The sequence below is a fragment of the Lentzea sokolovensis genome, assembly GCF_033949975.1.
GTDB lineage: Bacteria > Actinomycetota > Actinomycetes > Mycobacteriales > Pseudonocardiaceae > Lentzea > Lentzea sokolovensis.
The window spans coordinates 340454-361532 of record NZ_JAXAVU010000009.1; the positions used below are offsets into that span (position 1 = coordinate 340454).

The 21079-nt window shown below is 68.4% G+C and carries 27 protein-coding genes; 13 read left to right on the forward strand and 14 right to left on the reverse strand.

Annotated features, from left to right (window positions below; translation table 11 throughout):
* Window positions 1–77: 77 nt before the first annotated feature.
* Together SK854_RS18985 and SK854_RS18990 are read left to right on the forward strand one after the other, a co-directional pair.
* On the forward strand, window positions 78–617 hold the full coding sequence (locus tag SK854_RS18985) for a DUF3455 domain-containing protein (protein ID WP_319976426.1): 540 nt from the start codon (window positions 78–80) through the stop codon (window positions 615–617).
* 139 nt (window positions 618–756) lie between these two features.
* The gene (locus SK854_RS18990) at window positions 757–1206 is read left to right on the forward strand and encodes a DUF3455 domain-containing protein (RefSeq protein ID WP_319976427.1); all 450 of its coding nucleotides are present in this window, start codon (window positions 757–759) and stop codon (window positions 1204–1206) included.
* Here SK854_RS18990 and SK854_RS18995 read toward each other — a convergent pair.
* On the reverse strand, window positions 1179–2354 hold the full coding sequence (locus SK854_RS18995) for an MFS transporter (protein WP_319976428.1): 1176 nt from the start codon (window positions 2352–2354) through the stop codon (window positions 1179–1181). The genes SK854_RS18990 and SK854_RS18995 overlap by 28 nt on opposite strands.
* 12 nt (window positions 2355–2366) lie before the next feature.
* Here SK854_RS18995 and SK854_RS19000 point away from each other — a divergent pair, with 12 nt between their 5' ends.
* On the forward strand, window positions 2367–3068 hold the full coding sequence (locus tag SK854_RS19000) for an SDR family oxidoreductase (RefSeq protein ID WP_319976429.1): 702 nt from the start codon (window positions 2367–2369) through the stop codon (window positions 3066–3068).
* 29 nt (window positions 3069–3097) lie between these two features.
* On the opposite strand, the gene SK854_RS19005 is transcribed toward SK854_RS19000, so the two are convergent.
* Window positions 3098–4411 (reverse strand): amidohydrolase family protein, encoded by a 1314-nt coding sequence (locus SK854_RS19005; RefSeq protein ID WP_319976430.1) that lies wholly within the window; start codon window positions 4409–4411, stop codon window positions 3098–3100.
* A gap of 223 nt (window positions 4412–4634) precedes the next feature.
* On the opposite strand from SK854_RS19005, the gene SK854_RS19010 reads away from it, so the two are divergent.
* Window positions 4635–4841, forward strand: coding sequence for a hypothetical protein (locus SK854_RS19010; RefSeq protein WP_319976431.1), 207 nt, complete (start codon window positions 4635–4637; stop codon window positions 4839–4841).
* 1 nt (window position 4842) lies between these two features.
* Here SK854_RS19010 and SK854_RS19015 read toward each other — a convergent pair whose 3' ends face one another.
* The 4 genes from SK854_RS19015 to SK854_RS19030 all read right to left on the reverse strand — a co-directional run bounded on the left by SK854_RS19015 (window position 4843) and on the right by SK854_RS19030 (window position 8750).
* Window positions 4843–6006 (reverse strand): sensor histidine kinase, encoded by a 1164-nt coding sequence (locus SK854_RS19015; protein WP_319976432.1) that lies wholly within the window; start codon window positions 6004–6006, stop codon window positions 4843–4845.
* 300 nt (window positions 6007–6306) lie between these two features.
* On the reverse strand, window positions 6307–7413 hold the full coding sequence (locus SK854_RS19020) for a nitric oxide synthase oxygenase (protein ID WP_319976433.1): 1107 nt from the start codon (window positions 7411–7413) through the stop codon (window positions 6307–6309).
* A gap of 132 nt (window positions 7414–7545) precedes the next feature.
* Entirely contained in the window at window positions 7546–8190 is a 645-nt protein-coding gene (gene trmB, locus SK854_RS19025; RefSeq protein ID WP_319976942.1) for a tRNA (guanosine(46)-N7)-methyltransferase TrmB, read from the reverse strand.
* A 68-nt stretch (window positions 8191–8258) separates the two neighbouring features.
* On the reverse strand, window positions 8259–8750 hold the full coding sequence (locus SK854_RS19030; protein WP_319976434.1) for a hypothetical protein: 492 nt from the start codon (window positions 8748–8750) through the stop codon (window positions 8259–8261).
* A 149-nt stretch (window positions 8751–8899) separates the two neighbouring features.
* Here SK854_RS19030 and SK854_RS19035 point away from each other — a divergent pair, with 149 nt between their 5' ends.
* Entirely contained in the window at window positions 8900–10075 is a 1176-nt protein-coding gene (locus tag SK854_RS19035) for a S8 family serine peptidase (RefSeq protein WP_319976435.1), read from the forward strand.
* Here SK854_RS19035 and SK854_RS19040 read toward each other — a convergent pair.
* The 3 genes from SK854_RS19040 to SK854_RS19050 form a co-directional block, all read right to left on the reverse strand.
* Entirely contained in the window at window positions 10041–10943 is a 903-nt protein-coding gene (locus SK854_RS19040; RefSeq protein ID WP_319976436.1) for an ABC transporter ATP-binding protein, read from the reverse strand. The two genes, SK854_RS19035 and SK854_RS19040, sit on opposite strands and share 35 nt — an antisense overlap.
* Before the next feature lie 93 nt (window positions 10944–11036).
* Window positions 11037–11792 (reverse strand): hypothetical protein, encoded by a 756-nt coding sequence (locus tag SK854_RS19045; RefSeq protein WP_319976437.1) that lies wholly within the window; start codon window positions 11790–11792, stop codon window positions 11037–11039.
* A gap of 5 nt (window positions 11793–11797) precedes the next feature.
* Window positions 11798–12709 carry an ABC transporter ATP-binding protein gene (locus SK854_RS19050; protein ID WP_319976438.1) on the reverse strand — a complete coding sequence of 304 codons (912 nt, stop codon included), beginning with the start codon at window positions 12707–12709 and terminating at the stop codon, window positions 11798–11800.
* Window positions 12710–12839: 130 nt separating this feature from the next.
* Between SK854_RS19050 and SK854_RS19055 the strand changes: the two genes are divergently transcribed.
* Window positions 12840–13274 carry a PPOX class F420-dependent oxidoreductase gene (locus tag SK854_RS19055; protein WP_319976439.1) on the forward strand — a complete coding sequence of 145 codons (435 nt, stop codon included), beginning with the start codon at window positions 12840–12842 and terminating at the stop codon, window positions 13272–13274.
* A gap of 42 nt (window positions 13275–13316) precedes the next feature.
* On the forward strand, window positions 13317–13589 hold the full coding sequence (locus SK854_RS19060; RefSeq protein ID WP_319976440.1) for a hypothetical protein: 273 nt from the start codon (window positions 13317–13319) through the stop codon (window positions 13587–13589).
* Window positions 13590–13595: 6 nt separating this feature from the next.
* Here SK854_RS19060 and SK854_RS19065 read toward each other — a convergent pair whose 3' ends face one another.
* Complete coding sequence (locus tag SK854_RS19065; protein WP_319976441.1) at window positions 13596–13952, reverse strand: darcynin family protein; 357 nt, start codon at window positions 13950–13952, stop codon at window positions 13596–13598.
* A gap of 74 nt (window positions 13953–14026) precedes the next feature.
* On the opposite strand from SK854_RS19065, the gene SK854_RS19070 reads away from it, so the two are divergent.
* Entirely contained in the window at window positions 14027–14893 is an 867-nt protein-coding gene (locus tag SK854_RS19070; RefSeq protein ID WP_319976442.1) for a LysR family transcriptional regulator, read from the forward strand.
* On the opposite strand, the gene SK854_RS19075 is transcribed toward SK854_RS19070, so the two are convergent.
* Window positions 14890–15672, reverse strand: coding sequence for an HAD family hydrolase (locus SK854_RS19075; protein WP_319976443.1), 783 nt, complete (start codon window positions 15670–15672; stop codon window positions 14890–14892). The two genes, SK854_RS19070 and SK854_RS19075, sit on opposite strands and share 4 nt — an antisense overlap.
* Window positions 15673–15720: 48 nt before the next feature.
* Between SK854_RS19075 and SK854_RS19080 the strand changes: the two genes are divergently transcribed.
* The 3 genes from SK854_RS19080 to SK854_RS19090 are packed head-to-tail and all read left to right on the forward strand — an operon-like array spanning window position 15721 to window position 17631.
* Window positions 15721–16248 (forward strand): TetR/AcrR family transcriptional regulator, encoded by a 528-nt coding sequence (locus SK854_RS19080; protein ID WP_319976444.1) that lies wholly within the window; start codon window positions 15721–15723, stop codon window positions 16246–16248.
* Window positions 16248–16727, forward strand: coding sequence for a pyridoxamine 5'-phosphate oxidase family protein (locus SK854_RS19085; RefSeq protein ID WP_319976445.1), 480 nt, complete (start codon window positions 16248–16250; stop codon window positions 16725–16727). The genes SK854_RS19080 and SK854_RS19085 overlap by 1 nt, the downstream gene beginning before the upstream one ends.
* A complete protein-coding gene (locus SK854_RS19090) occupies window positions 16711–17631 on the forward strand; it encodes an SDR family oxidoreductase (protein WP_319976446.1) in 921 nt (306 codons plus the stop codon). Before SK854_RS19085 ends, SK854_RS19090 begins: the two co-directional genes overlap by 17 nt.
* On the opposite strand, the gene SK854_RS19095 is transcribed toward SK854_RS19090, so the two are convergent.
* Window positions 17628–18284, reverse strand: coding sequence for a response regulator transcription factor (locus tag SK854_RS19095; protein WP_319976447.1), 657 nt, complete (start codon window positions 18282–18284; stop codon window positions 17628–17630). The two genes, SK854_RS19090 and SK854_RS19095, sit on opposite strands and share 4 nt — an antisense overlap.
* A 9-nt stretch (window positions 18285–18293) precedes the next feature.
* Window positions 18294–19469: a sensor histidine kinase gene (locus SK854_RS19100; RefSeq protein ID WP_319976448.1), complete on the reverse strand. Its 1176-nt coding sequence runs from the start codon at window positions 19467–19469 to the stop codon at window positions 18294–18296.
* A gap of 116 nt (window positions 19470–19585) precedes the next feature.
* Between SK854_RS19100 and SK854_RS19105 the strand changes: the two genes are divergently transcribed.
* Window positions 19586–20257: a hypothetical protein gene (locus tag SK854_RS19105; RefSeq protein WP_319976449.1), complete on the forward strand. Its 672-nt coding sequence runs from the start codon at window positions 19586–19588 to the stop codon at window positions 20255–20257.
* Complete coding sequence (locus SK854_RS19110) at window positions 20254–20622, forward strand: GntR family transcriptional regulator (protein WP_319976450.1); 369 nt, start codon at window positions 20254–20256, stop codon at window positions 20620–20622. The genes SK854_RS19105 and SK854_RS19110 overlap by 4 nt, the downstream gene beginning before the upstream one ends.
* On the opposite strand, the gene SK854_RS19115 is transcribed toward SK854_RS19110, so the two are convergent.
* Window positions 20607–21056, reverse strand: coding sequence for a hypothetical protein (locus SK854_RS19115; RefSeq protein WP_319976451.1), 450 nt, complete (start codon window positions 21054–21056; stop codon window positions 20607–20609). The two genes, SK854_RS19110 and SK854_RS19115, sit on opposite strands and share 16 nt — an antisense overlap.
* Between the last annotated feature and the right edge of the window lie 23 nt (window positions 21057–21079).

Consider the following 21079-nt stretch of genomic DNA (forward strand, 5'->3'; position numbering starts at 1 on the left):
ACCCGTCCGTGTGATGGGTGGCTGCACCGCGGACAGCCAAGGAAAGTCCACTTTGGTCGTCCACTTTGGAGTGAATCGTGAATGTTCGTCTTCTCGTTGGTGCTGCTGCTCTTCTGGGTCTTGCTGCGTGTGGCACCCCCACCACCGGCACCGCTACCCCCACTCCCGTCGCTCAGGCGGAGGACACGCCCGTCGCCGCGGCCGTCCAGGTCCCGGCAGGCCAGAAGCTGGTCGGCGAATACCGGGCCACGGGCGTTCAGACGTACTCCTGCACGGGCAACGCGTGGAAGGGGCTAGAGCCTGCCGCGACGCTCGTGGACAAGAACGACAAGCCGATCATCATCCACTCCCGCGGCCCCGTCTGGATCTCCGCTGTGGACGGCAGTGCGGTCGAGGCGGCCCCGGTCGACGGCGCCAAGAACGACGTCAAGGGCGCCGTGCCCGAGCTCCTGCTCAAGACCAAGACCGTTCGCGGCGAGGGTCTGTTCGGCAAGGTCTCCTACGTCCAGCGCCTCGCGACCGAGGGCGGCGTCGCGCCGACCGGTGGGTGCAAGGCCGGCGCGCAGACCTCCGTGCCCTACAAGGCCCTCTACACCTTCTACGCCCCCGCCAACTGAGACGGTACTGAACCGGTCCGGTAATGAGGCCGTACGACCAGGCGTGATGAAACGTGCTGGCTTAGTCCTGGTCTCATCAACTCTTCTGGGCATCCTCGCAGGAGGTGTCGGCTCCACCGCGGCGCCGACCCCGGATGCCATGAGCGGCGGATCTGACGCGAGGGTCGCACCCGCTGTTCAGGTCCCGTCCGGCAACAAGATCGTCGAGAAGTTCTACGCCAAGGGCGTGCAGACCTACACCTGCACGGCCGGTGCCTGGAAGGGCCTGGAACCCGCCGCGACGCTGGCGGACCGGCTCGGCAGGGCGGTCGGACTGCACTCGCGCGGTCCGATCTGGGTCTCCACCGTCGACGGCAGCGCGGTCGAGGCCGCCCCGGTCGACGGAGCCCGCAACGAGGTTCCGGGAGCCGTTCCGGAACTGCTCCTGAAGGCCAAGTCCACCAGGGGCGAAGGAACGTTCGCCGGCGTCAGCTACGTGCAGCGGCTCAACACCAAGGGCGGCGTCGCACCCGCCGGAAGCTGCACCGAAGGCGCCCAGACCTCCGTCCGCTACGAAGCCCTCTACACCTTCTCCGTACCCGCCCTCTGAACGAGCGCGACCACCGCTGCCGTGATCATCGTGATGCCGACGACCCAGAGACCGGCCTTCTGGGTCCCGGTGATGTCACGCAGCCACCCGGTCACGTAGGGCGCCACGAAACCGCTCAGGTTGCCCAATGAGTTGATCAACGCGATTCCACCCGCCGCCGCCGCGCCGCCCAGGAAGCTCGTGGGAAGCGCCCAGAACGTGGGCAGCGCGGCGCAGACACCGATCGCGCAGACCGAGACCGCCACCATCGCCGCGATGGGGTTCTCCAGGTAGAGCGCGACGGGGATCGCCGCTCCACCCAGCAACATCGGCGCGGCGACGTGCCACTTCCGTTCTCCGGTGCGGTCGCCGTGCCTGGCCCACAGGATCATGGCGACCGCGCCGAGGACGTACGGAATCGCGTTGATCAGCCCGCGCTCGATGACGCCCGCCCCCGGCGCCAGTCCCTTGATGATCGTCGGCAGGAAGAACCCCAGCGTGTACAGCCCGTACACGATCCCGAAGTACACGAAGCTCAACGCCAGAATCCGGGGATGGGTGAGGGCCTTCTTCAACGGCCAGTGCTCTTCCGCCGGCTGCTCGACGGCCTCCTCCGGCTTGTCCGGCAGCCAGAACCACGTCACGAACGCCAGCCCGATCGCCGGCAGCCCCTCGATGAGGAACATCGTGCGCCAGTCCGTCCACTGGATCAGCAACCCGCTGAACGTGGCCCCGAGCGCCGTCGAGATCGGGATCGCCACCATGAACAACGCGACGATCCGCGCCCGGTCCTTCTGCGGATACCAGTAGGTCAGGTACAGGATGATCCCCGGGAAGAACCCGGCCTCCGCCACGCCCAGCAGGAACCGCAGCACGACCAGCACGGTTCCGTTGGGCACGAACGCCATCGCCGTGGCGACGATCCCCCAGGTGATCATGATCCGGGCGATCCACTTGCGTGCGCCGAACTTGTGCAACGCCAGGTTGCTGGGCACTTCGAGCAACAGGTACCCGATGAAGAACACCCCGGACGCGAACCCGAACACGGTGGCCGAGAGCTTGAGCTCCTCCGACATCCCGTTCGGCCCGGCGAACCCGATGTTGACCCGGTCGAGGTAGTTGATGAAGTAGAGCACGCAGAGGTACGGCAGGATCAACTTCCTGGGCACTATGGTCCCCCCATGACTGATCGTCCGGTCGCCCTCGTCACCGGGGCATCCAGCGGAATCGGCTCGGCCATCGCCAGAAGTCTGGCCCCAACTCACGATCTGCTGCTAGGCGGACGAGACGAAACGTCGCTCTCGGTGCTCGCCGCGGAACTCCCCGGATCCCAGGCGTGGCCCTTCGACCTGGCGAACGTGGCCTCGTCGGACCTGGGCAGCGTCTCGCGCCTGGACGTGCTCGTCCACAGCGCCGGCATCGCCCTGCTCGGCCCGTTGGCCGACGCGTCCCAGGACGACTGGCGGAAGACCTTCGACATCAACGTCTTCGCGGTGGCCGAGCTGACCAACCTGCTCCTGCCGCAGTTGCGCACCGCCAACGGCCACGTCGTCCTGATCAACTCGGGCGCCGGTCTGAACGCCAACCCGGGCTGGGGCGTCTACGCGGCCTCGAAGTTCGCCCTGCGCGCCTACGCCGACGCCCTGCGCGGCGACGAGCCGGCGTTGCGCGTGACCTCGGTGTATCCCGGCCGGACCGCCACGCCGATGCAGGAGGACGTGCGCCGCCAGGAGGGCGGCGACTACGACCCCTCGCAGTACATCGACCCGGCCTCGGTGGGGCGGGCGGTGGCGTCAGCCGTGCTGGCGACGCCCGACGCCCACATCACCGAGATCAACGTGCGGTCCCGGCCACGCCGCCCACGTCCTGAGTCACCCCGCTAGTTGTCCACAGGCTTGTCAACAGCCTGTGGCTAGAGGTTGACGCTCCGCAGTCGCCGCGCCACCGCGGCGACTCCGGCCTGCGCCTCCTGCCGGTCCACCCGCGTCGACTCGCCACCAGCGACGACGTGGTCACCGGCGACCCACACGTCGGTGACCCGGCGCGACCCGGACCCCCACACGAGGTTCGCCAGCAACTGCGCGTCCGGCGCGTCCAACCCGGTCGCGAAGGCGGGGTCGTCGGCGGCGACGTGCACGACGTCGCCCCAGCGACCGGCCTCCAGCGCACCGATGTCGTCGCGTCCCAGCGCGTCGGCACCGCCGCGAGTGGCCATCAGCAACGCCTGCGCAGCTCCGAGCACGGTCGCGTCCATCTTCGAGACGCGCGCCAGAAGCCCGGCCAGTCGCGCTTCCTCGAACAGGTCCAGGTCGTCGTTGGACGCGGGGCCGTCGGTGCCCAGCCCGACCGCCACGCCCGCGGCCAGCATTTCCGGCACCCGTGCGATCCCCGAAGCGAGCTTCGTGTTGGAACCGGGGCAGTGCGCGACGCCGACTCCGTACGCCGCGTACAGCGCGATGTCGTCGTCGGACAGGTGCACGGAGTGCGCGGACAGCACGCGGCCGCCCAGCACGTCCGAAGCCTTCATCAGCGCCGGCACCGAACCGAACTCGGCGCGGGCGGCCTCGTCCTCGAACGGCGACTCGGCCACGTGCACCATGAACAGCGCGCCACGGGCTCGCGCCTCGACAGCGATCGCCGTGAGTTGCGGAGCCGACAGCGTGTAGGCGGAGTGCGGCCCGTAGGCCAGCTCGACCCGCTCACCAGGCCCGAACCGGAGCCCGTCCGAGTCGATCCACGACGAGAGCTCGTCGGTCTGCGACTTCCAGTCCATGCCCGGCACGTCGAGGATCGCCCCGCCGAACACCACCCGTGACCCGGCGGCCAGGACGGCGGCCGTCAGTTCGCGGCCGTGGAAGTACATCTCGGTGGAGGTGGTGACGCCGTGCCGGAGCATCTCGACGGCGCCGAGCAGCATGCCGGTGCCGATGTCGGCGGGGGTCATCTGCGCCTCGTTCGGCCACATCTGCTCCTGCAGCCATCGCAGCAGCGGCAGGTCGGAACCCAGGCCGCGGAGCACCGTCATCGGGCTGTGCGCGTGGGTGTTGACCAGGCCGGGCAGCAGGATTCCCGAGAGCGAGCGGACCTCGCCGTCGAAGGCGGGGGCATCGGCGATGGCACCCACGTAGGTGATCCGGCCGTCGACGACGTCCACGACGGCGTCGCGCAACACGGCGCAGGACGGGTCGCAGGGCAGGACCACCGGGGCGTGCAGACGCAGTGACATGCGGAGAATCCTGCCATTGTGATGCCGGTCACATGCATGCATACATCCGGACGGGATGGGAATCCTCGTCCTGTCGGGCGCGGGCCGACCCCCAGGGTCCGCCCCGGCCTAAAACTTTTCCCCAACCAAGGGGCCCGTTGCGCGCGTGATGCGACGGGCCCTTTGTGCATCCAGAGCAACCACGGGTAGGACAGGGGCGTCTCAAGATCATGTCGAAGAAGCCGTGCACGTCCAGTGGACAGTTCCGCCGCGCGCAGAAGCCCTCCACCCCCAAGCCGCCGACCCGGCGCTGAGTTGGCATGATCACACTCCACGGTACGGGCGTGATCATGCGGAGGCATCAGTGGCCGACATCGACCCTCAGAACGACGACCAGCTCAACGATGTCGAGATGACTCAGGAGTTCGAAGTCATCCGCGACGACATGTGAGCTAGCTGATCGGCAGATCGGCGCGGACCGTCCACCCGGTTGGTTCGCGTCGGCCTGCGGAGAACGTGCCACCCAGCAGTTCCGTGCGCTCGCGCATGCCGACGAGCCCGTAGCCTCCCGACCCGCCGACAGGCACGCCGGAGGCAACGCCGTCGTCCAGGATCGCCAGGTGCAGCACACCGTCGCTTGAGGACAGTGCGACATCCACTGAGGACACAGCGGAAGCGTGTTTCTGGGTGTTGGTCAGCGATTCCTGCACCAACCGCAGCACCGAGCGCGCCAGTTCCTGCGGCACCGCGTCCTCGAGGTCGAACGAGAGTCGTACCGGCAGACCGGATTCCGCGGCCAGCGAGCGCACGTCGTCCACCAGCGACGAGGACGCGGCCGGCCCGGAGGACTCACCGTCCCGCAACGTTCCGACCAGCCGGCGCATCGCGGTCAGTGCCTCGTAGCCGGACGCCTCGATGGTCGGCAGCACCTGTTCGGCGGCCTCGCGGTTGAGCTGACCTGCCTGCGCGTGCACGACTATCGCGGTCACGTAGTGCGCCACCACGTCGTGCAGTTCGCGGGCGAGCGCCATCCGTTCGGAGTTCTGGGCCGCCGCGACGGACGCAGCCAGCTGCGACGCGCGTTCGTTGTCCCTCGCACGGAAGTACAGCCCGGTGCCGATCGCCAGCACGAGCATGATGCACGCCCCGAACAGGTACGACGTGGTGTCCGGCTCCCATTCGCGGTACTCGACCGCCGACACGACAGGCCAGCCGAGGACCTCCGCGGTGATCATCGCCGCCACCACCAGCAGCGTGCCGGCGATCGCGCGCACGTGCGAGGACTCCCGCACCAGGACCGCGATGGTCGCCATCGCGGCACCGGTGATCGAGACGTTGACACCGCTGAGGAAGAAGTGCGGCTCGAACGCGATGCCGAGCAGCCGCATGTAAAGCGCAGCGCAGACGATCGCGAACGCCGCTGCCAACGCCGCGTCGAACGGCCGGCGCGGTGCCAGTACCGAGATGGCGCAGATGACCAGCACACCGGGGATCTGCCACCAGCCGGCCGCGGTGCTGATGGACCCGGTCTCCGCGATGACGATGCCGGTGAGCGAGAGCGCCAGCGGCCACTGACGCTTGGCCAGCAGCCGCCAGTTCAAGTCCGTGCTCTCCACCCGAGCAACAGTAGGGCCGAAAGTGCGACCCCGCGTCCGACCGGGGGCTACCCCGGCATCAGCCATAAGGCTGACTGGGCGACCTGCGGAAATACCCTCACGGCGGATGTCAGATTACGCGGCGGTCACGGACTCTGGAGGAGCGAAAGTCGGGGAAACGGAGGACGCCATGTTGTCAGTTGTGTTCACTTGGGCCGCCGCTGTGGTCGGCCTGTTGGTCCTTGCGCTGATGGCTCTCTCGGGCGTGATGATCGACTCGAAGCACTAGGTCCTCCCGGCAGCCAGCGTGTGATGGGGAAGTCAGACGCTGGTCAGGGAGTGTTGCTGGCGGAGCAGTTCCGCCAGCCTGCTCGTCGGCTGAGGCCGGGTCTCGTCCAACGCGGCCGTGAAGCGCGCCGGAGAACCGTTCCGTGCTCGCGCCGCGGCTGCGGTGTCCAACCGGAACGCGGGACGCGCGGCCGACGGACGTTGGCGGGAACGCAGCCAAGCGAGACGGTGCAACGCTTCCGCGTGGTGGTCCGTGATGGTGACGGCCGCTTTGTCGAACGAGTGCAGCACTGCCGCGTTCAGGTGAACGGTGGCGAAGTCCCGCCACAGCGTGCGTTCGGACGAAGTGTCCAAACCCAACGCCTCGGCGACCTCGCGCGCCACACCGTAAGCACCTTCCTCAGCCAGTGACCGCGTGCCGATCTCGGCGCCGACGAACCACGAGTTGAACGGCGCGGCCGGGTAGTGCACGCCACCGATCGACAGCCGCATGTTCGAGATGACCGGAACCGCGTGCCAGCGCAGGCCCATCTCGCCGAACCACGGCAGAGTCGGGTGCTCCAGAGGAACTTCGTGCACGATCTCGGACGGCAACGTGAACAGGCGCGGTCCCTCGTGCTGCGTCTCCACCACCAACGGCAGCAGGTCGAAGCGCGACCGTCGCATCGGTGGCCGCCAGCCCATGCCCTGCATGGTCTCGGTGAACTGGGCGTACCGGCGGTCCCCCATCCCGTCGGCGTACCCGGCGTAGCGGATCAGCTGCTCGTTCCAGATCACCGGCCCGGGCGAACCGGGCGCGTCCGGCGCGAAAACCGTTACCAGCGGCCGAATTTCACCGCCGTTGGTCGCCAGCCGAAGATGTTCGACGCATTCGCCGGCCACCGCGGCGGCGTTGCGATAGCCGCGCAGGTCGCGGACTTTCAGCCGGCGCCACGGCACACCTGAGGTGCACCAACCGGAATCCCGCAACGCGATCCGCGCGCCGTACGCGAGCTCGTTGGTGGTGTGGCGGTAGGTTCCGGTCTCGGTGATCTCGGCGCGCACCTGGGCGATGCGGGCGGTCAGGGAGCCTGCGTCGGAGTGCGCCGCGTGGAACATGCGGACGAACTCCTCCGCGACGGGGAGGACGTCGGGGGTCACGGAGCGAGACGCTAAGGCCGGAAGAGCCTCACGCGTCACTGCCACTCGGGGCATTTCGGGTGATCAACACCCGCCACTCCAACGAGTGAAGACTAGACCCAGGGTGTTCACTCGATCGGCTTGAGACCTCGATCAGGTGAGGTCGTTCCGCCGGAACATCAGGTCGTGCGAGACCCGATCTTCGTTGACGGCCCGCTGCTCGAACTTCGTGACGGGCCGCCAGTCCGGCCGCGGCGCCCAGCCGTCGTGGACGTTGGTCAGCAGTCGCTCGCCGGAGCAGACCTCCAGCATCTGGTCCGCGTACTGCTCCCAGTCCGTCGCGAGGTGCAGCACGCCACCGGGCTCCAACCGCGACGCCACGAGCGCCACGAACTCCGGCTGCACGAGCCGGCGCTTGTGGTGCTTCTTCTTCGGCCACGGGTCCGGGAAGAAGATCCGCACGCCGTGCAGCGACGCGGGCGCGATGTGGTCGGTCAGCAGGTCGACGGCGTCACCGCGCAGCACGCGCAGGTTGTCGAGCCCGCCGAGGTGCTCGGCACGCAACAGCAACTGGGCCAGGCCCGGCTTGTAGACCTCGGCGGCCACGTAGTTGAGCTCGGGCGCGGCGGCCACGAGCTGCGAGGTGGTCTCGCCCATGCCGGACCCGATCTCCAGCAGCACGGGCGCGGAGCGGCCGAACCAGGAGTCGAAGTCCAGCGGCCCCTCGGGCAACGACTTCACGTCGTTGCCCATCTTCTCCCAGTACGTCTCCCAGGCTCGCTCCTGTCCCACGGTCATGCGCTCGCCGCGCTGGACGAAGCTGACGATGGAACGGGGGAACTCAGGCCTGGTCACGACCGGGCATTCTATGCAATCAGTTCGATGTCCTCGATCTGAGCACGCAGGTCATCGAGTGTGAAGTCGATGGGGTGGGGTCGGCCGGGGCCGTGGTGAGCCGGAACGAGGTGGATCCAGCCGCGGTGGGTGGAGGTGAACTGCACGGTCGTCGGCGTTGCGGGACCGTAGACACCGGATTCGGACGGGACGAACTCCCAGTACCCGATCTCGCCGTGGTCGACCCACGGCACGAAGACCCATCCGGGTCGTGACGACAGCAGTTCGGTCACCGCGTCCTCAAGGGCGTGACCTTCGGCACGTGAGGACAGCTTTCCGCGATCCAGCGCACGCAACCACCACGGCGCGGGCGCGTTGTCGACCGCGTTCACGGCGCGGTACGTCGCGAGGACCTGCTTCTCATCCGCCTGGTTCACCCAGGATCGGCGCACCTGCGCGGGTGCTTCGGCCAGGTCAGGTGAGTTCGGGACTTCGAGCGCGTCAGACCACTCGAGGCTGAGCATTGCTTCGACGTGAACCGCCACAGGCCACCTCCGGCTCCGGGATAACCCAATTGAACGTGAAGCCAAACGCCGACGATGTCCAGATTGCCGGTTTTCGCGGTTTGTTAACAGCACCCTTACGAAACGTGTGACGCCAGGCACGTTGCGCCATGACCTGGAAACACGATGTAGCTGACGTGCACCTGCTCTCCGCGCTCGCCGTCGCGCTGCCGTTGCTGCTCGCCGCGCAGTCGATCGAGGAGCAGGAGTGGCACCTCGACGCGCTCGACGTGTACACGGCACAGGCGCAGGCGCGCGGGGACGGCGTGATCGTCGGGGTGATCGACTCCGGTGTCGACGCCAAACACCCCGACCTCGCCGGGCAGGTCCTACCCGGAGCGGGCTTCGGCCGTTCCAAGGGCACCGACGGCACGACCGACACCGACGGCCACGGCACCGGGATGGCCGGGATCATCGCCGCGACCGGCAGGGGTGGCGGCGCGCTCGGCATCGCGCCCGGCGCCAAGATCCTGCCGATCGCGAGTGCTGACGAGAAGGAGCAGTTCGGGCTCGACGTCGTCGCCGACAGCATCCGGTGGGCCGCCGACCACGGCGCCAAGGTCGTCAACATGTCGCTGGGCTTCTCCAGTTCGATGACGCCGACGCTGGTCAAGGCCGTGAACTACGCGATCGAGAAGGACGTCGTCCTCGTCGCCGCCACCGGCAACGAGGGCAAGGAGGTCTCCGCACCCGCCAACATCAACGGCGTGATCGCGGTCGCGGGCACGAACAAGGTGGGCAAGCCTTGGGCGTCGTCCAACGTCGGCGCGGACACGGTGCTCGCGGCTCCGGCAGAAGGCATCGTGACGATCGCCCCGGAAAGCGTCTACGCCAGCGGTTACGCCGAGATGGACGGTACGAGCGCGGCGTCGGCGATCGTGACCGGGGTCGCCGCGCTGGTGCGGGCCAGGCATCCGCAGATGCCGGCGAAGGACGTCGTCAACGCGTTGATCAGGACCGCGACCGACCTGGCGGAACCGGGCCGGGACGCGGCGACCGGGTTCGGCATGGTCAACCCCGTGGGCGCGCTCAACGCGCAACTCCCCGCGGTGGAGCGCAATCCACTGCTGCCGGCGCCGGCGCCCTCGACGACGCAGCCGACTCCGGCGCTCGCGGCGCAACGCCCCGCGCAGCCGGTCGACGTGAAGGCCCGGCTGCCGTTCGTCGCCGCCGTCGCGGGCGGCACCGCGGTGATGACCGGTTTGCTGATCGCACTACCGGCCATCAGGTCGCGGCGTCCCAAGCCCGTCGTCAGTGCGCGTGATACTCCACCGACTCCTTGGTGAGCTGCATGAAGGCCTCCTCCAGCGAACCCCGCTGAGGGCTGAGCTCGTGCAGCACGATCTGGTTCTCCGCCGCGAGCTCACCGATCTGCTGCGCCGGAATCCCGTGCACCACCAGGCTTCCGCTCACCGAGTCGTCGGTGACCGTCGCGTGCGCCGCGAGGATCTCTCGCAGCTTCGCGGCGTGCGGTGACCGCACCCGGACGGTGTCCTGGGTGGCGTCGGCGATGAACTGCTCGGTGGTGGTCTGCGAGATCAGCTGGCCCCTGCCGATCACGATGAGGTCCTGGGCGGTCTGCGCCATCTCGGAGAGCAGGTGGCTCGACACGAACACCGTGCGGCCCTCGCCCGCGAGCCGGTGCATGAACTGCCGGATCCAGAGGATGCCCTCGGGGTCGAGGCCGTTGACCGGCTCGTCGAACAGCAGCACCTCGGGGTCGCCGAGCAGGGCGCCCGCGATGCCGAGCCGCTGTGACATGCCGAGCGAGAACCCGCCGGCGTTCTTGTGCGCGACCTCGGTGAGGCCGACGATCTCCAGCACTTCCTTCACCCGGCTGACCGGGATCTTGTTCGAGACCGCGAGCCACTTCAGGTGTGAGCGAGCGGAACGGTTGGGGTGCACCCACTTCGCGTCGAGCAGCGCGCCGACCTTGCGCAGCGGCTGCTTGAGCTCGACGTAGTGCTGCCCGTCGATCTTGACGTCTCCACCGGTGGGGGTGTCGAGGCCGAGGATCATCCGCATGGTCGTGGACTTGCCGGCGCCGTTCGGGCCGAGGAACCCGGTCACGCGGCCCGGCTTGACGACGAACGACAGGTCGTCGACCGCCTTGGTCTTGCCGTAGTGCTTGCGAAGACTGACTGCTTCGATCATGACCTCTCCCGGTTCGCTCGAAAGAACTGACAGGGACCTGGGTCACCCCCCGACGGATGACCCAGGTCCCTCTCCCCCTTTATTCGGAACAGGTCACGCGTCCCGCCGCTTCGCGACGATCAGTGCGACCACCAGCATCGCGATGGCGATACCGGCGAAGTAGGCCAGCGATCCCCACTGGCTCAGCTTGAAGTCGACGCCCGCCCCCGCCTGTTCGGCCGCGTTCGCGCCGCCGAGCTGCAGGAAGTGGTTGGCGTTCATGAACGGCAGCCAAGCCTGGATCTTCACGCCGGCCTTGGGGATGATCCCGATCAGGCCTTCGAGCAGCATGTTCCAGACGAGCAGGATCGCCACGGCGCCGGCGGTCTGGCGGACCAGGATGCCGACCGCGATCGCGATGATCGCGCCGATTCCGTAGAGCAGCCCGACGCCCGCGACGTGCCGCCACTCGTCGCCCGAGTTGATCGCGAGATCGGAAGCCGGCGACAACAGCTTCGCCATGCCGACCGAGCCGAACGCGATGATCTCGCCGAGGACAGCGGCGATGAACGCCACCACGACGGTCTTCGCGACCAGCGCGGACGTCCGGTTCGGCACCGCGAGGAACGTGGCGCGGATCGTGCTGAAGCGGTACTCGGTGGTGACCGCGAGAGCCGCCATCACCAGCACGACGGACAACGCGAGCTGGCTGCTGCCGAACTGCGTGACGCCGAGGGACAGCTGGCCGTTGTCGGTCGAGGCCGCGATGATCGCGGTGAGGCCGACACCCAGGACCAGGGCGAGCGCGCTGCACCAGTACGGCGAGCGGGTCGAGAAGAGCTTGATTCTCTCAACAGCCAACAGGGTCATCAGACTCACTTCCCGATCTCTGCGTGGTACTCGACAGCATCGCCGGTCAGCTGCATGAACGCCTCTTCGAGCGAACCGCGCTGAGGACTGAGCTCGTGCAGAACAACACCGTGAGTAGCGGCGATGTCCCCGATCTGGTCACTGGTGGCACCCGATACGGACAACGCGCCGTCCGCACCGTCACGAACGGTGAAGCCCTTGTCGACGAGCAGCGGGCCGAGCTTGAAGAGCTGAGGACTGCGCACGAGGACTGTGTTACCCGTCGCGCCGTCGATGAACTCCTGCGTGCTGCTCTGGGTGATCAGCTTCCCGCGGCCGATCACGATGAGCTCGCTGGCCGTGAGGGCCATCTCCGACAGCAGGTGGCTCGACACCAGGACCGTGCGGCCCTCGGCGGCGAGGTTCTGCATGAACGTGCGGATCCAGAGGATGCCCTCGGGGTCGAGGCCGTTGACCGGCTCGTCGAACAGCAGCACCTTCGGGTCGCCGAGCAGTGCCGCGGCGATCCCCAGCCGCTGCGCCATGCCGAGCGAGAACCCGCCGGCGTTCTTGCCGGCGACCTGGGTGAGACCGACGGCCTCCAGGACCGCGTCCACCCGCTTGTTCGGCAGCCCGTTGGACTTCGCGAGCCAGCGCAGGTGGGCACGAGCGGACCGGTTGGGGTGAACCCACTTGGCGTCGAGCAGCGCACCGACCGTCTGCAGTGGACGGACCAGTTCCGCGTAGGGCTTTCCGTCGATCAGCACGCGGCCTGCCGTCGGACGGTCGAGCCCCAGGATCATCCGCATGGTCGTGGACTTGCCCGCGCCGTTGGGACCGAGGAACCCGGTCACGCGTCCAGGTTGGACGGTGAACGACAGGTCGTCGACCGCGACCGTCCTGCCGTATCTCTTGGTGAGGCCGACTGCCTCGATCATTGGCTTTCCCCTCTCGGTGATGGGATCACTCTGTCCCTCCGAGGGGGCCTGCCACATCGGCCTGCGGTCTGCGCGTGCGTCAACTTCCGTCGTCGGGTGCCGCTACCTCCGTCGTAGTTGAATGAGCCACATGGGATACACGGAAGCCCCGGACGGCTGGTGGCGCGAGTTCGTCCTGGCCACCCCCGCCCGCACCGGCAAGCTCGCGGTCACCCGCAAGGACGGCTCACCGCACATCGCCCCGGTCTGGGTGGACCTCGACGGCCCCGACGTCGTCTTCCTCACCGCACGCGACACGGTCAAGGGCAAGTCGATCCTGCGCGACGGCCGCGTCGCCCTGTGCTTCGACGACGAGACGCCGCCGTTCAACTTCGTGACGATCACCGGCCAGGCCGTGATCGACGAGGACCCCGAACAGCTCAAGTACTGGGCGGGCCGCACGGCCGCGCGCTACATGGGCGCCGACCGCGCCGACGAGTACGCCGAGCGCAACGGCGTGCCCGGCGAGATGGTCGTGCGGGTGAAGGTCGGCAAGGTCGTCGCCGTGCAGAACGTCTCCGACTGAATCGGGTTGCCGTCCTGGCACCGGCTCGGCGACGCTGAACCGGTGCCAGGGCAGAAGAAGCGCAAGAACCGGCAGGCGATGGCGGACCGTCGCCTGGCCGCGCGCACCGCGCCGGGCACGGGCGAATGGGTCGTGCACTTCGAGACGCAGAACTACGTGGAGTGGCGCGACTACGTGCACCGTCTGCGCGCCGCGCCGGAGCAGGCCGGCCTGACTCCGTCCGACCTGGAAGTGGCCAGGGTGGACGCGTTCTGCGGCCGCGACCGTCATCCGACCACGTACCGGCTGAGCGTGTTCGTTCCGCACTCGGACTAGCGGTTCCTAGACCTCGATGGTGGCGAGCGGGTCCACGCCGTAGTTGCGCGCGTACCCGTTCTCCACCCCGACCAGCAGGTCGACCACCTCGAAGTAGGTGTCCCAGAACGGGGACTCGCGCAGCGCCTCCACGAGCAGCTGCCACGCCTCGTGGTCACGCGCCTCCCACACCCACACGTCGGTGACGCGCGTCGAGTAGAACTCGGTGTCGTAGAAGCGCGACCGCACGTCCTCCGCCTTCTCCTCGATCACGGGCAGGATCTCGGTCTCGAACGCCTGCAAGCGCTGCGGGACGGTCAGGGTGAGCCACTTCGGGGTGGTCTTGACGAGCATGAACGCGGTGATGCCTGCTTCGAATGTCATGCCTCGAAACTAGAAACCGCCGGGCATTGCTCGCCACGCAACTTTGGCAAGTCAGAGTTGCATACGATGCAAAGGTGCCTGATCAGCTGGATCTGAACCTGTTGCGCGTGTTCGACGCCCTGCTCCAGGACGGCAGCGTCACCGCGGCCGCCGAGCGGCTGCACCTGTCCATCCCGGCGACCAGCAGGGCGCTGGCCCGGTTGCGGCGGGCGATGGGCGACCCGGTGCTGGTCCGCGCGGGACGGGGGCTGGTGCCGACGCCGTTCGCGCTCCGCATCGCGCCGCGGGTCCGTTCACTGCTGGACGAGGCGTCCGCGCTGATCAACGCGAAGGAGCTCGACCTCGCCGAGTTGCGCAGGACGTTCACCGTCCGCGTGAGCGACGGGGTGGTGACTCCGCTGGTCAACGCCGTCGCCACGCAGGCGCCCGGTGTGGTGCTGCGGTTCGTGCCCGAAGGCGACGAGAGCGTCGAGGCGTTGCGGAACGGGTCCGTCGACCTCGACATCGGCGCGGGGAACGACACCGAGACCGACATCCGGTCCGTCGTGCTGTTCCGGGAGAAGCTCGTCGGCATCGTGCGCGCGGACAGTCCGCTCAAGGCCCGTCCGACGCTCAAGCAGCTCTGCCGTCATCCGCACGTCTCGGTGTCCCGCCGCGGCCGGTCGCGCGGCCCGCTCGACACGACGCTGCAAGCCGCCGGCCTGCAACGACACGTCGCCGCCGTCGTCCCGTTCTTCTCCGCAGCCGCCCAGCTCGTGGCGTCGAGCGACTACGTCGGGCTGGTCCCGCAACGGCTCGCCGAGCAGTACCCGGGAGGACTGCGCTGGTTCCCGATCAGCGCGGACCTCCCGGAGATCGAGGTGCGGATGCGCTGGCACGCCCGGCTCGACGCCGACCCGGCCCAGCGCTGGCTGCGCGAGACGATCCAGGCCTGCGTCTAGGGGAAGTAGCGGTTCAGCACCTGCGCCGCGCCGTCCTCCAGCACGGTCGGTCCCACCTCGTCCGCCGCCGCGTGCACGTTCGCCGGCGCCTGCCCCATCGCCACGCCGAGACCGGCCCACCGCAGCATCTCGACGTCGTTGGACCCGTCGCCGATCGCGAGCGCGTCCTCCGCGCGGATGCCGTGCGACGCACTGATCTCTTCCAGCGCCGAGCCCTTGGTGACGTCGAGCGGCACTGCGGTCAGCCACGCCTCGGTGTGGTCGACGGACCACTCGATGCCCGGCAGCTCCAGCTCCCGGACGGCGAACGACAGTTCGGCCGGCGTGTGGTCCAGCCAGCGCATGACCAGCCGTGGAGTCGGCACGGACATCTCGTCGAACGTCACCGGCGTCGTCACGCCCCACAGATCGCCTGGCAGGAACTCGCCGAGGTGCAGGCTGCCGACGCCGGTCTGCTCCACCGCGAACACCGACCCCGGCAGCAACGCCCGCAGCGTCTTGATCGTCGGGCCGGGATCGAACGTCACGCGCTTCGTGACCTCGGCGAGAGCCGGGTCCCACCACACGGCGCCGTTGGAGCACACGCAGAACGTCACGGGCAGCTGTGCGGCGACCGCGGAGACGCCGACCAGGCTGCGACCAGTGCACAGCACGATCAACGCGCCGTGCTCGGTAGCGCGCGTGATGGCCGCCTTCACGGCGGGCGAGATGTCGTTCGAGCCGACAGGGGTCAGGGTTCCGTCGATGTCCAGCGCCACCAGACGCGGTCTCCAGCTCACGTGACGCCACCCTATGCGAAGGTTAGTGAACTGTGGTTCACTAACCGCGTGGCACGACCTCGCACGATCACCGACGAACGGATCCTGAACGCCGTCGCGGCCGTCATCGACCGGCGCGGACCGGAGTTCACCGTCGCGGACGTGGCGGCGGAGGCAGGGGTGTCGGTCGGGGCGGTGGCGAAGCGGTTCGGCTCCAAGAGCGGGCTGCTGCAGGCCCTCACCAAGGCGGGCACCGAGGAGGTCGTCCGGCGGATGCGCGAGGCCGGCACGGTCCGCGACGCGCTGCTGACCTGGTTCGACCGGCTCGCCGACCCGGTGGTCGCGACGAACAACCTGGCGCAGCTCGGGGTCGACCTGATCGACCCGGAACTGCGCGCGCTGCTGGCCAGGCACTACGCGGTGCTGGAAGAAGAGCTGGAAGTCCTCTGCGCGGCCGAGGGGCTGCCGTCCAACGCGGCCCGGGTCCTCGCCGCGCTGGTCTACGGGATCTCGATGGACTGGTCGGTGCGACCGCGGGGTGACCTGCTGGTGCGCACGGCGGAGGACATCGATCTGGTACTGGAAGGGATGCGCTGATGGCTACCTGGGCGGAGTTCGCGGCCGAACAGCCCGACATGGCCGCGTTCGTGCAGGGCAGGTTCGCCGCCGACCGGCACGCGCTGATCGCGACGCTGCGCAAGGACGGCTCGCCGCGGATCAGCGGTGTGGAACCGGACTTCACCCACGGTGAACTGTGGGCGGGCATGATGCCGGACTCGTTGAAGTCGAAGGACTTGCGGCGCGACCCGAGGTTCGCGCTGCACTGCATGAGCACGACCGCGTCGATGACGGAGGCGGGTGACGCGAAGATCAGCGGCACCGCCGAGTTCTGGACGGACAAGGACACCTATCTGAAGGACCTGTTCGACCGCACGGGGTGGCAGCCGAAGCCGGAGGAGATCGACCTGTTCCGCTTCGACGTCACCGAGGTCGTGCAGCTCACCGTCGAGGGCGACGGAATGGTCGTCCTCTCCTGGCACGAGGGAAGGGGAACTCGCCGTGTCGTCAAGAAGTGATCCCGATCTGAGCGGGAAGGTCGCGGTCGTCACCGGCGCGACGCGCGGTGCGGGACGGGCGATCGCCGTGGAGCTGGGGGCGGCGGGGGCGACGGTGTTCGTCGTCGGCCGGACCACCCGCACGCAGCAGTCCGAGGTCGGCAGGTCGGAGACGATCGAGGACACCGCCGAGCTCGTGGACGCCGCCGGCGGCAAGGGAATCGCGGTCCGGTGCGACCTCACGGATCCGTCCGATGTGGACGCTCTCGCCGCGAGGATCGACAAGCTCGACATCTTCGTGAACAACGCCTGGGGCGGCGAGAACCTCGTCGAGTGGGGCAAGTTCTGGGAGCACGACCTCGGCAAGCAGCTGCACATGTGGCGCAACGGCGTCGAGACGCACCTCGTGGCGTTGCACAAGCTGATGCCGATCCTCATCAGGTCCGACGACGGGCTCGTGATCGAGGTGACCGACGGCGAGGACGGTGAGGCGTACTTCGTGAACCTCACCTACGACGCGGTGAAGAGTTCGGTGCGCCGGTTCGGCGAGGTGCTGGCGAAGGACCTCAAGGACTACCCGAACGTGACCGCGCTGGCGGTCACCCCGGGATACCTGCGGTCCGAGCAGATGCTGGAGACGTTCGGCGTCACCGAGGCCACCTGGCGTGACGCGATCGAGAAGGTGCCGGACTACGCGCTGTCCGAGACGCCGCACTACCTCGGCCGCGGCATCGCTCACCTCGCGGCCGACCAGGACCGCAAGCGGTTCGCCGGGCAGTGCCTGTCGTCGTGGAAGCTCAAGCGCGAGTACGGGTTCACCGACCTCGACGGCTCGCAGCCCGACTGGGGTCACTGGTGGGACGACGTCGTGAAGCCGCGCATGGCGGGTCAGACGGTGGAAGCCGACCCGGAGAAGTACCGCTAGGCGTCGCCGGGGCGGACGAGACCGGTCTCGTAGGCCAGCACCACGGCCTGCACCCGGTCTCGCAGCTCCAGCTTCGCGAGGATCCGGCCGACGTGCGTCTTCACCGTCGCCTCCGACAGGAACAGCTTGCGGGCGAGCTCGGTGTTCGACAGGCCCTTCGCGATCAGCACGAGCACCTCGCGCTCGCGTTCGGTCAGCACGTCGAGCACCGAGGCGTCCCGGAGCTCACCGCCGCCGTCGCCGAGGAACCGGCCCAGCAGCCGCTTGGTCACCGACGGTGAGACCACGGCGTCGCCGGAGGCCACCGCGCGCAGCGCCGACACCAGGTCGGACGGCGGGGTGTCCTTCAGCAGGAAGCCGCTGGCCCCGTTGCGCAGGGCCGACAGGGCGTACTCGTCCATGTCGAAGGTGGTCATGACCAGCACCTTCGCCGTTTCCGCCTCGGTGATGCGCTTGGTCGCCTCCACGCCGTCCAGGACAGGCATGCGGACGTCCATCAGGACGACGTCGGGCCGGAGCTTGTCGGCCATCTGCACGGCGTCGAGGCCGTCGGCCGCCTCGCCGATCACGTCGATGTCTTCCTGCGCGCCCAGCACCATGCGAAAGCCCATCCGCATGAGTTCCTGGTCGTCTACGAGCAGTACCCGAATCACTCGATCACCCTATGCGGCTAGCGGGAATGTTGCGCGGACGCGCCAGCCTCCGCCGGGGTTGGGGCCTGCCTCGAACTCGCCGCCGAGCACCGCCGCCCTCTCCCTCATGCCGATCAGGCCGTTGCCGCCGGAGACCTTGACCACGTCGTGGGGGGTGCCGAAGCCGTTGTCGGTCACTTCCAGCCGCAGTTCCTCCGGCATGCGGGCCAGTCGCACCATGGCGGTGGTGCCGGCTCCAGCGTGCTTGATGGTGTTCGTCAGAGCTTCCTGCACGATCCGGTAGACGCTCAGCCCCACGCCCACGGGGAGGTCGTCCACGTCGCCGGTGATCTCCAGGCGCACGGGGACCCCCGCGGCACGGGTGTTCTCGGCCAGTTCGACCACGCCGCGCGCGTCCGGCTGGGGAGCCCACTGCGTCTCGGCGTCATCGCTGCGCAGAACGCCCAGCAGGCGGCGCATCTCCGTCAACGCCTGGCGGCCGGTGTCGGCGATCGTGCGGACCGCGTTCTCGGCGACCTCCGGCTGGGACCTGATCGTGTAGGCGGCGCCGTCGGCGTGGACGATCATCACGCTCACCGCGTGGGCGACGACGTCGTGCAGTTCGCGGGCGATCCGGGAACGCTCCTCGCCCACGGCGATCTTGGCCTGCTGGTCGCGTTCGGTCTCGAGAAGTGCCAATCGTTGCTCCATTTCACGCTGGTAGGCGCGGCGGGCGCCGATGAACTCGCCCATCGCCCAGCTGAAGCCGAAGATCACGAAGACCAGGAACACGAGGAACACGGCCTGGATCTCGCCGACCTGGAAGACCGCCCAGAGCAGCGTGCCGGCGAGCAGCCAGCCCAGGTAGATCAACGCCGTCTTGCGGTTCGTGTTCGCGACGAGCGTGTACAGCGCTATGGCCAGCGCGAAGTCGGACATGCGGACCGGGAGGCCGTTGATGCCCCCGTGCGTGAAGAGCTGAAGGAACCCGCCCGCCAGGATCAGATAGCTGGTCCCGAGCGGGTGGTAGCGGCGGAACGGCAGCGGCCCGAGCATCAGCAACGTCACCGCGAGGTAGGCGGAGAACGACACCCCCTGGTCGACCGCTGTGACCGCGAAGCCCATGTCGAAGAGCAGCAGAATCCCGGCGATCAGGGAGTCCCCGAACGCCGGATGAGCCTTCATCCACAGACTGAACCGCCGCACTGGACAAGGTTAGGTGCGGGCCGAACTTCCGCGCGTCGCGCCACGGGTTGACGCTGCGTACGACTGCAGTGTGAGTTATTGTGTCAAGGAGTTGGTACAAAGTTCGGGGGTCTGCCATGTTGTACGACGCTTTGTGGTCCGCCGGCGTGGGTTTGGCGCTGCTCGTCGCGCTGTGGCCGACGAAGTCGACCGGCAAGCGGCTGCTGAAGAGCTGGGAGGTGAAGGACCCGACGCCGGCGCAGATCGATGACGCGATCCGCTACCTGAAGCGGCGGCGACTGCTCTACCCGTGGCTCATCGTCGGGCTGACGCTCCTGCCGATCGACACCGGTCGCGGTGTCGGCTCGCTCGCGGCGATCGTGCTCGGTGGCACCCTGCTCGCCGAGTTGATCGCGACGCAGCTGCACCGCGAAGGGTCGCAACGGGTGGCCTCGCTCGCGCCGCGCGGCCTGTTCGACATCGCCTCGCAGTACGTGTTGATCGCCTACGCGCTCATCGTGCTGATCGCGGTCGTCCTGCTCCTCGCCGACCTCCGGATTCCCCAGCTGCCTCCGCTCGTGGTGTCCGTCGCCGCGGTGACGGCGGTCATCTGGGCGGCGGTCGTCCGGCCGGCGGACGGTGACGAGGTGGTCGACAGGGCACTGCGCACCCGCAGCGTGCACGTGTCGGCGGGGCTCGGCGCGGCCCTGGCCGGTGCGCTGGTCGGCCATGCGCTCGCCTTCATCGGCCTGCTCGCGTGGATAGCGATGGCCAACACGAACTACGTGGCGAAGAAAATCTTCTGGTGACAGGTCCCAGAATCGTCGTCGACGTCGAAAACGGTGTCTCGCCCTGGCGCCAGGTGCGCGACCAGTTGGTGAGGTTGATCAGCGGTGGCGTGCTGCCGGTCGGGTCGCGGTTGCCGACGATCCGCCAGCTCGCCGCCGACCTCGGTCTCGCCGCCGGCACCGTCGCGCGGGCCTACCGGGAGCTGGAGACCGAAGGCGTGCTCACGACAGGACGAAGGCAGGGCACCGTGGTGGCTGCCCTGCCTTCGCATGCACCGGACCCGCTCTCCGCCGCTGCGGCGGAGTTCGTCGCCATCGCTCGGTCACTCGGCGCCAGTGAGGGGGAGGCACTGAACGCCGTGCGAGCCCACTACGTGGGTGAGTAAGGCGACTCGATCTTGGGCGCGGGCCGCGGTTCGCCTACGTGTGCCTGACGTTCCTCTTGCCGCTCTTCGTAGATGCGGTGTTCCTCTGCCATCTGGTCCGCGAGCTGCTGCTGCATCTGGCGATCCCGAATCCTGGCCAGGATCGCCATCGTCGCGCCATGAGCCCCTGCCAGCAGCAACAACACGACGCCCAGCTTCAGGACCACGTTCTTCACTTCGCTGCCGGTGTCGACCTCGATGATCGACACGATCGCCAGCAGGCCGAGCACGACGAGGTGGAACAGCACGGCCGTCAGCTTCATCATGCCGCTGGCCTGCTCGTCGTCGTACGCGGCGCGCCTCAAATATCCCTTGCCGCTGTGGTAGATCAGCTGGCCGTCGACCACGACCAGGACGATCCCCAGCACTAGGAACGTCACGTAGCTGTCACCCATGCGCTGTGGCTACCCGCGCACGC

Bases quoted from the DNA above. Each gene is read 5' to 3' on its own strand.
- SK854_RS18990 (WP_319976427.1), top strand. From the start codon at position 757: ATGAGCGGCGGATCTGACGCGAGGGTCGCACCCGCTGTTCAGGTCCCG.
- SK854_RS19000 (WP_319976429.1), top strand. From the start codon at position 2,367: ATGACTGATCGTCCGGTCGCCCTCGTCACCGGGGCATCCAGCGGAATC.
- SK854_RS19005 (WP_319976430.1), bottom strand. From the start codon at position 4,411: ATGTCACTGCGTCTGCACGCCCCGGTGGTCCTGCCCTGCGACCCGTCC.
- trmB (WP_319976942.1), bottom strand. From the start codon at position 8,190: ATGACCGTGGGACAGGAGCGAGCCTGGGAGACGTACTGGGAGAAGATG.
- SK854_RS19030 (WP_319976434.1), bottom strand. From the start codon at position 8,750: ATGCTCAGCCTCGAGTGGTCTGACGCGCTCGAAGTCCCGAACTCACCT.
- SK854_RS19035 (WP_319976435.1), top strand. From the start codon at position 8,900: ATGACCTGGAAACACGATGTAGCTGACGTGCACCTGCTCTCCGCGCTC.
- SK854_RS19040 (WP_319976436.1), bottom strand. From the start codon at position 10,943: ATGATCGAAGCAGTCAGTCTTCGCAAGCACTACGGCAAGACCAAGGCG.
- SK854_RS19045 (WP_319976437.1), bottom strand. From the start codon at position 11,792: ATGACCCTGTTGGCTGTTGAGAGAATCAAGCTCTTCTCGACCCGCTCG.
- SK854_RS19050 (WP_319976438.1), bottom strand. From the start codon at position 12,709: ATGATCGAGGCAGTCGGCCTCACCAAGAGATACGGCAGGACGGTCGCG.
- SK854_RS19055 (WP_319976439.1), top strand. From the start codon at position 12,840: ATGGGATACACGGAAGCCCCGGACGGCTGGTGGCGCGAGTTCGTCCTG.
- SK854_RS19065 (WP_319976441.1), bottom strand. From the start codon at position 13,952: ATGACATTCGAAGCAGGCATCACCGCGTTCATGCTCGTCAAGACCACC.
- SK854_RS19085 (WP_319976445.1), top strand. From the start codon at position 16,248: ATGGCTACCTGGGCGGAGTTCGCGGCCGAACAGCCCGACATGGCCGCG.
- SK854_RS19105 (WP_319976449.1), top strand. From the start codon at position 19,586: ATGTTGTACGACGCTTTGTGGTCCGCCGGCGTGGGTTTGGCGCTGCTC.
- SK854_RS19115 (WP_319976451.1), bottom strand. From the start codon at position 21,056: ATGGGTGACAGCTACGTGACGTTCCTAGTGCTGGGGATCGTCCTGGTC.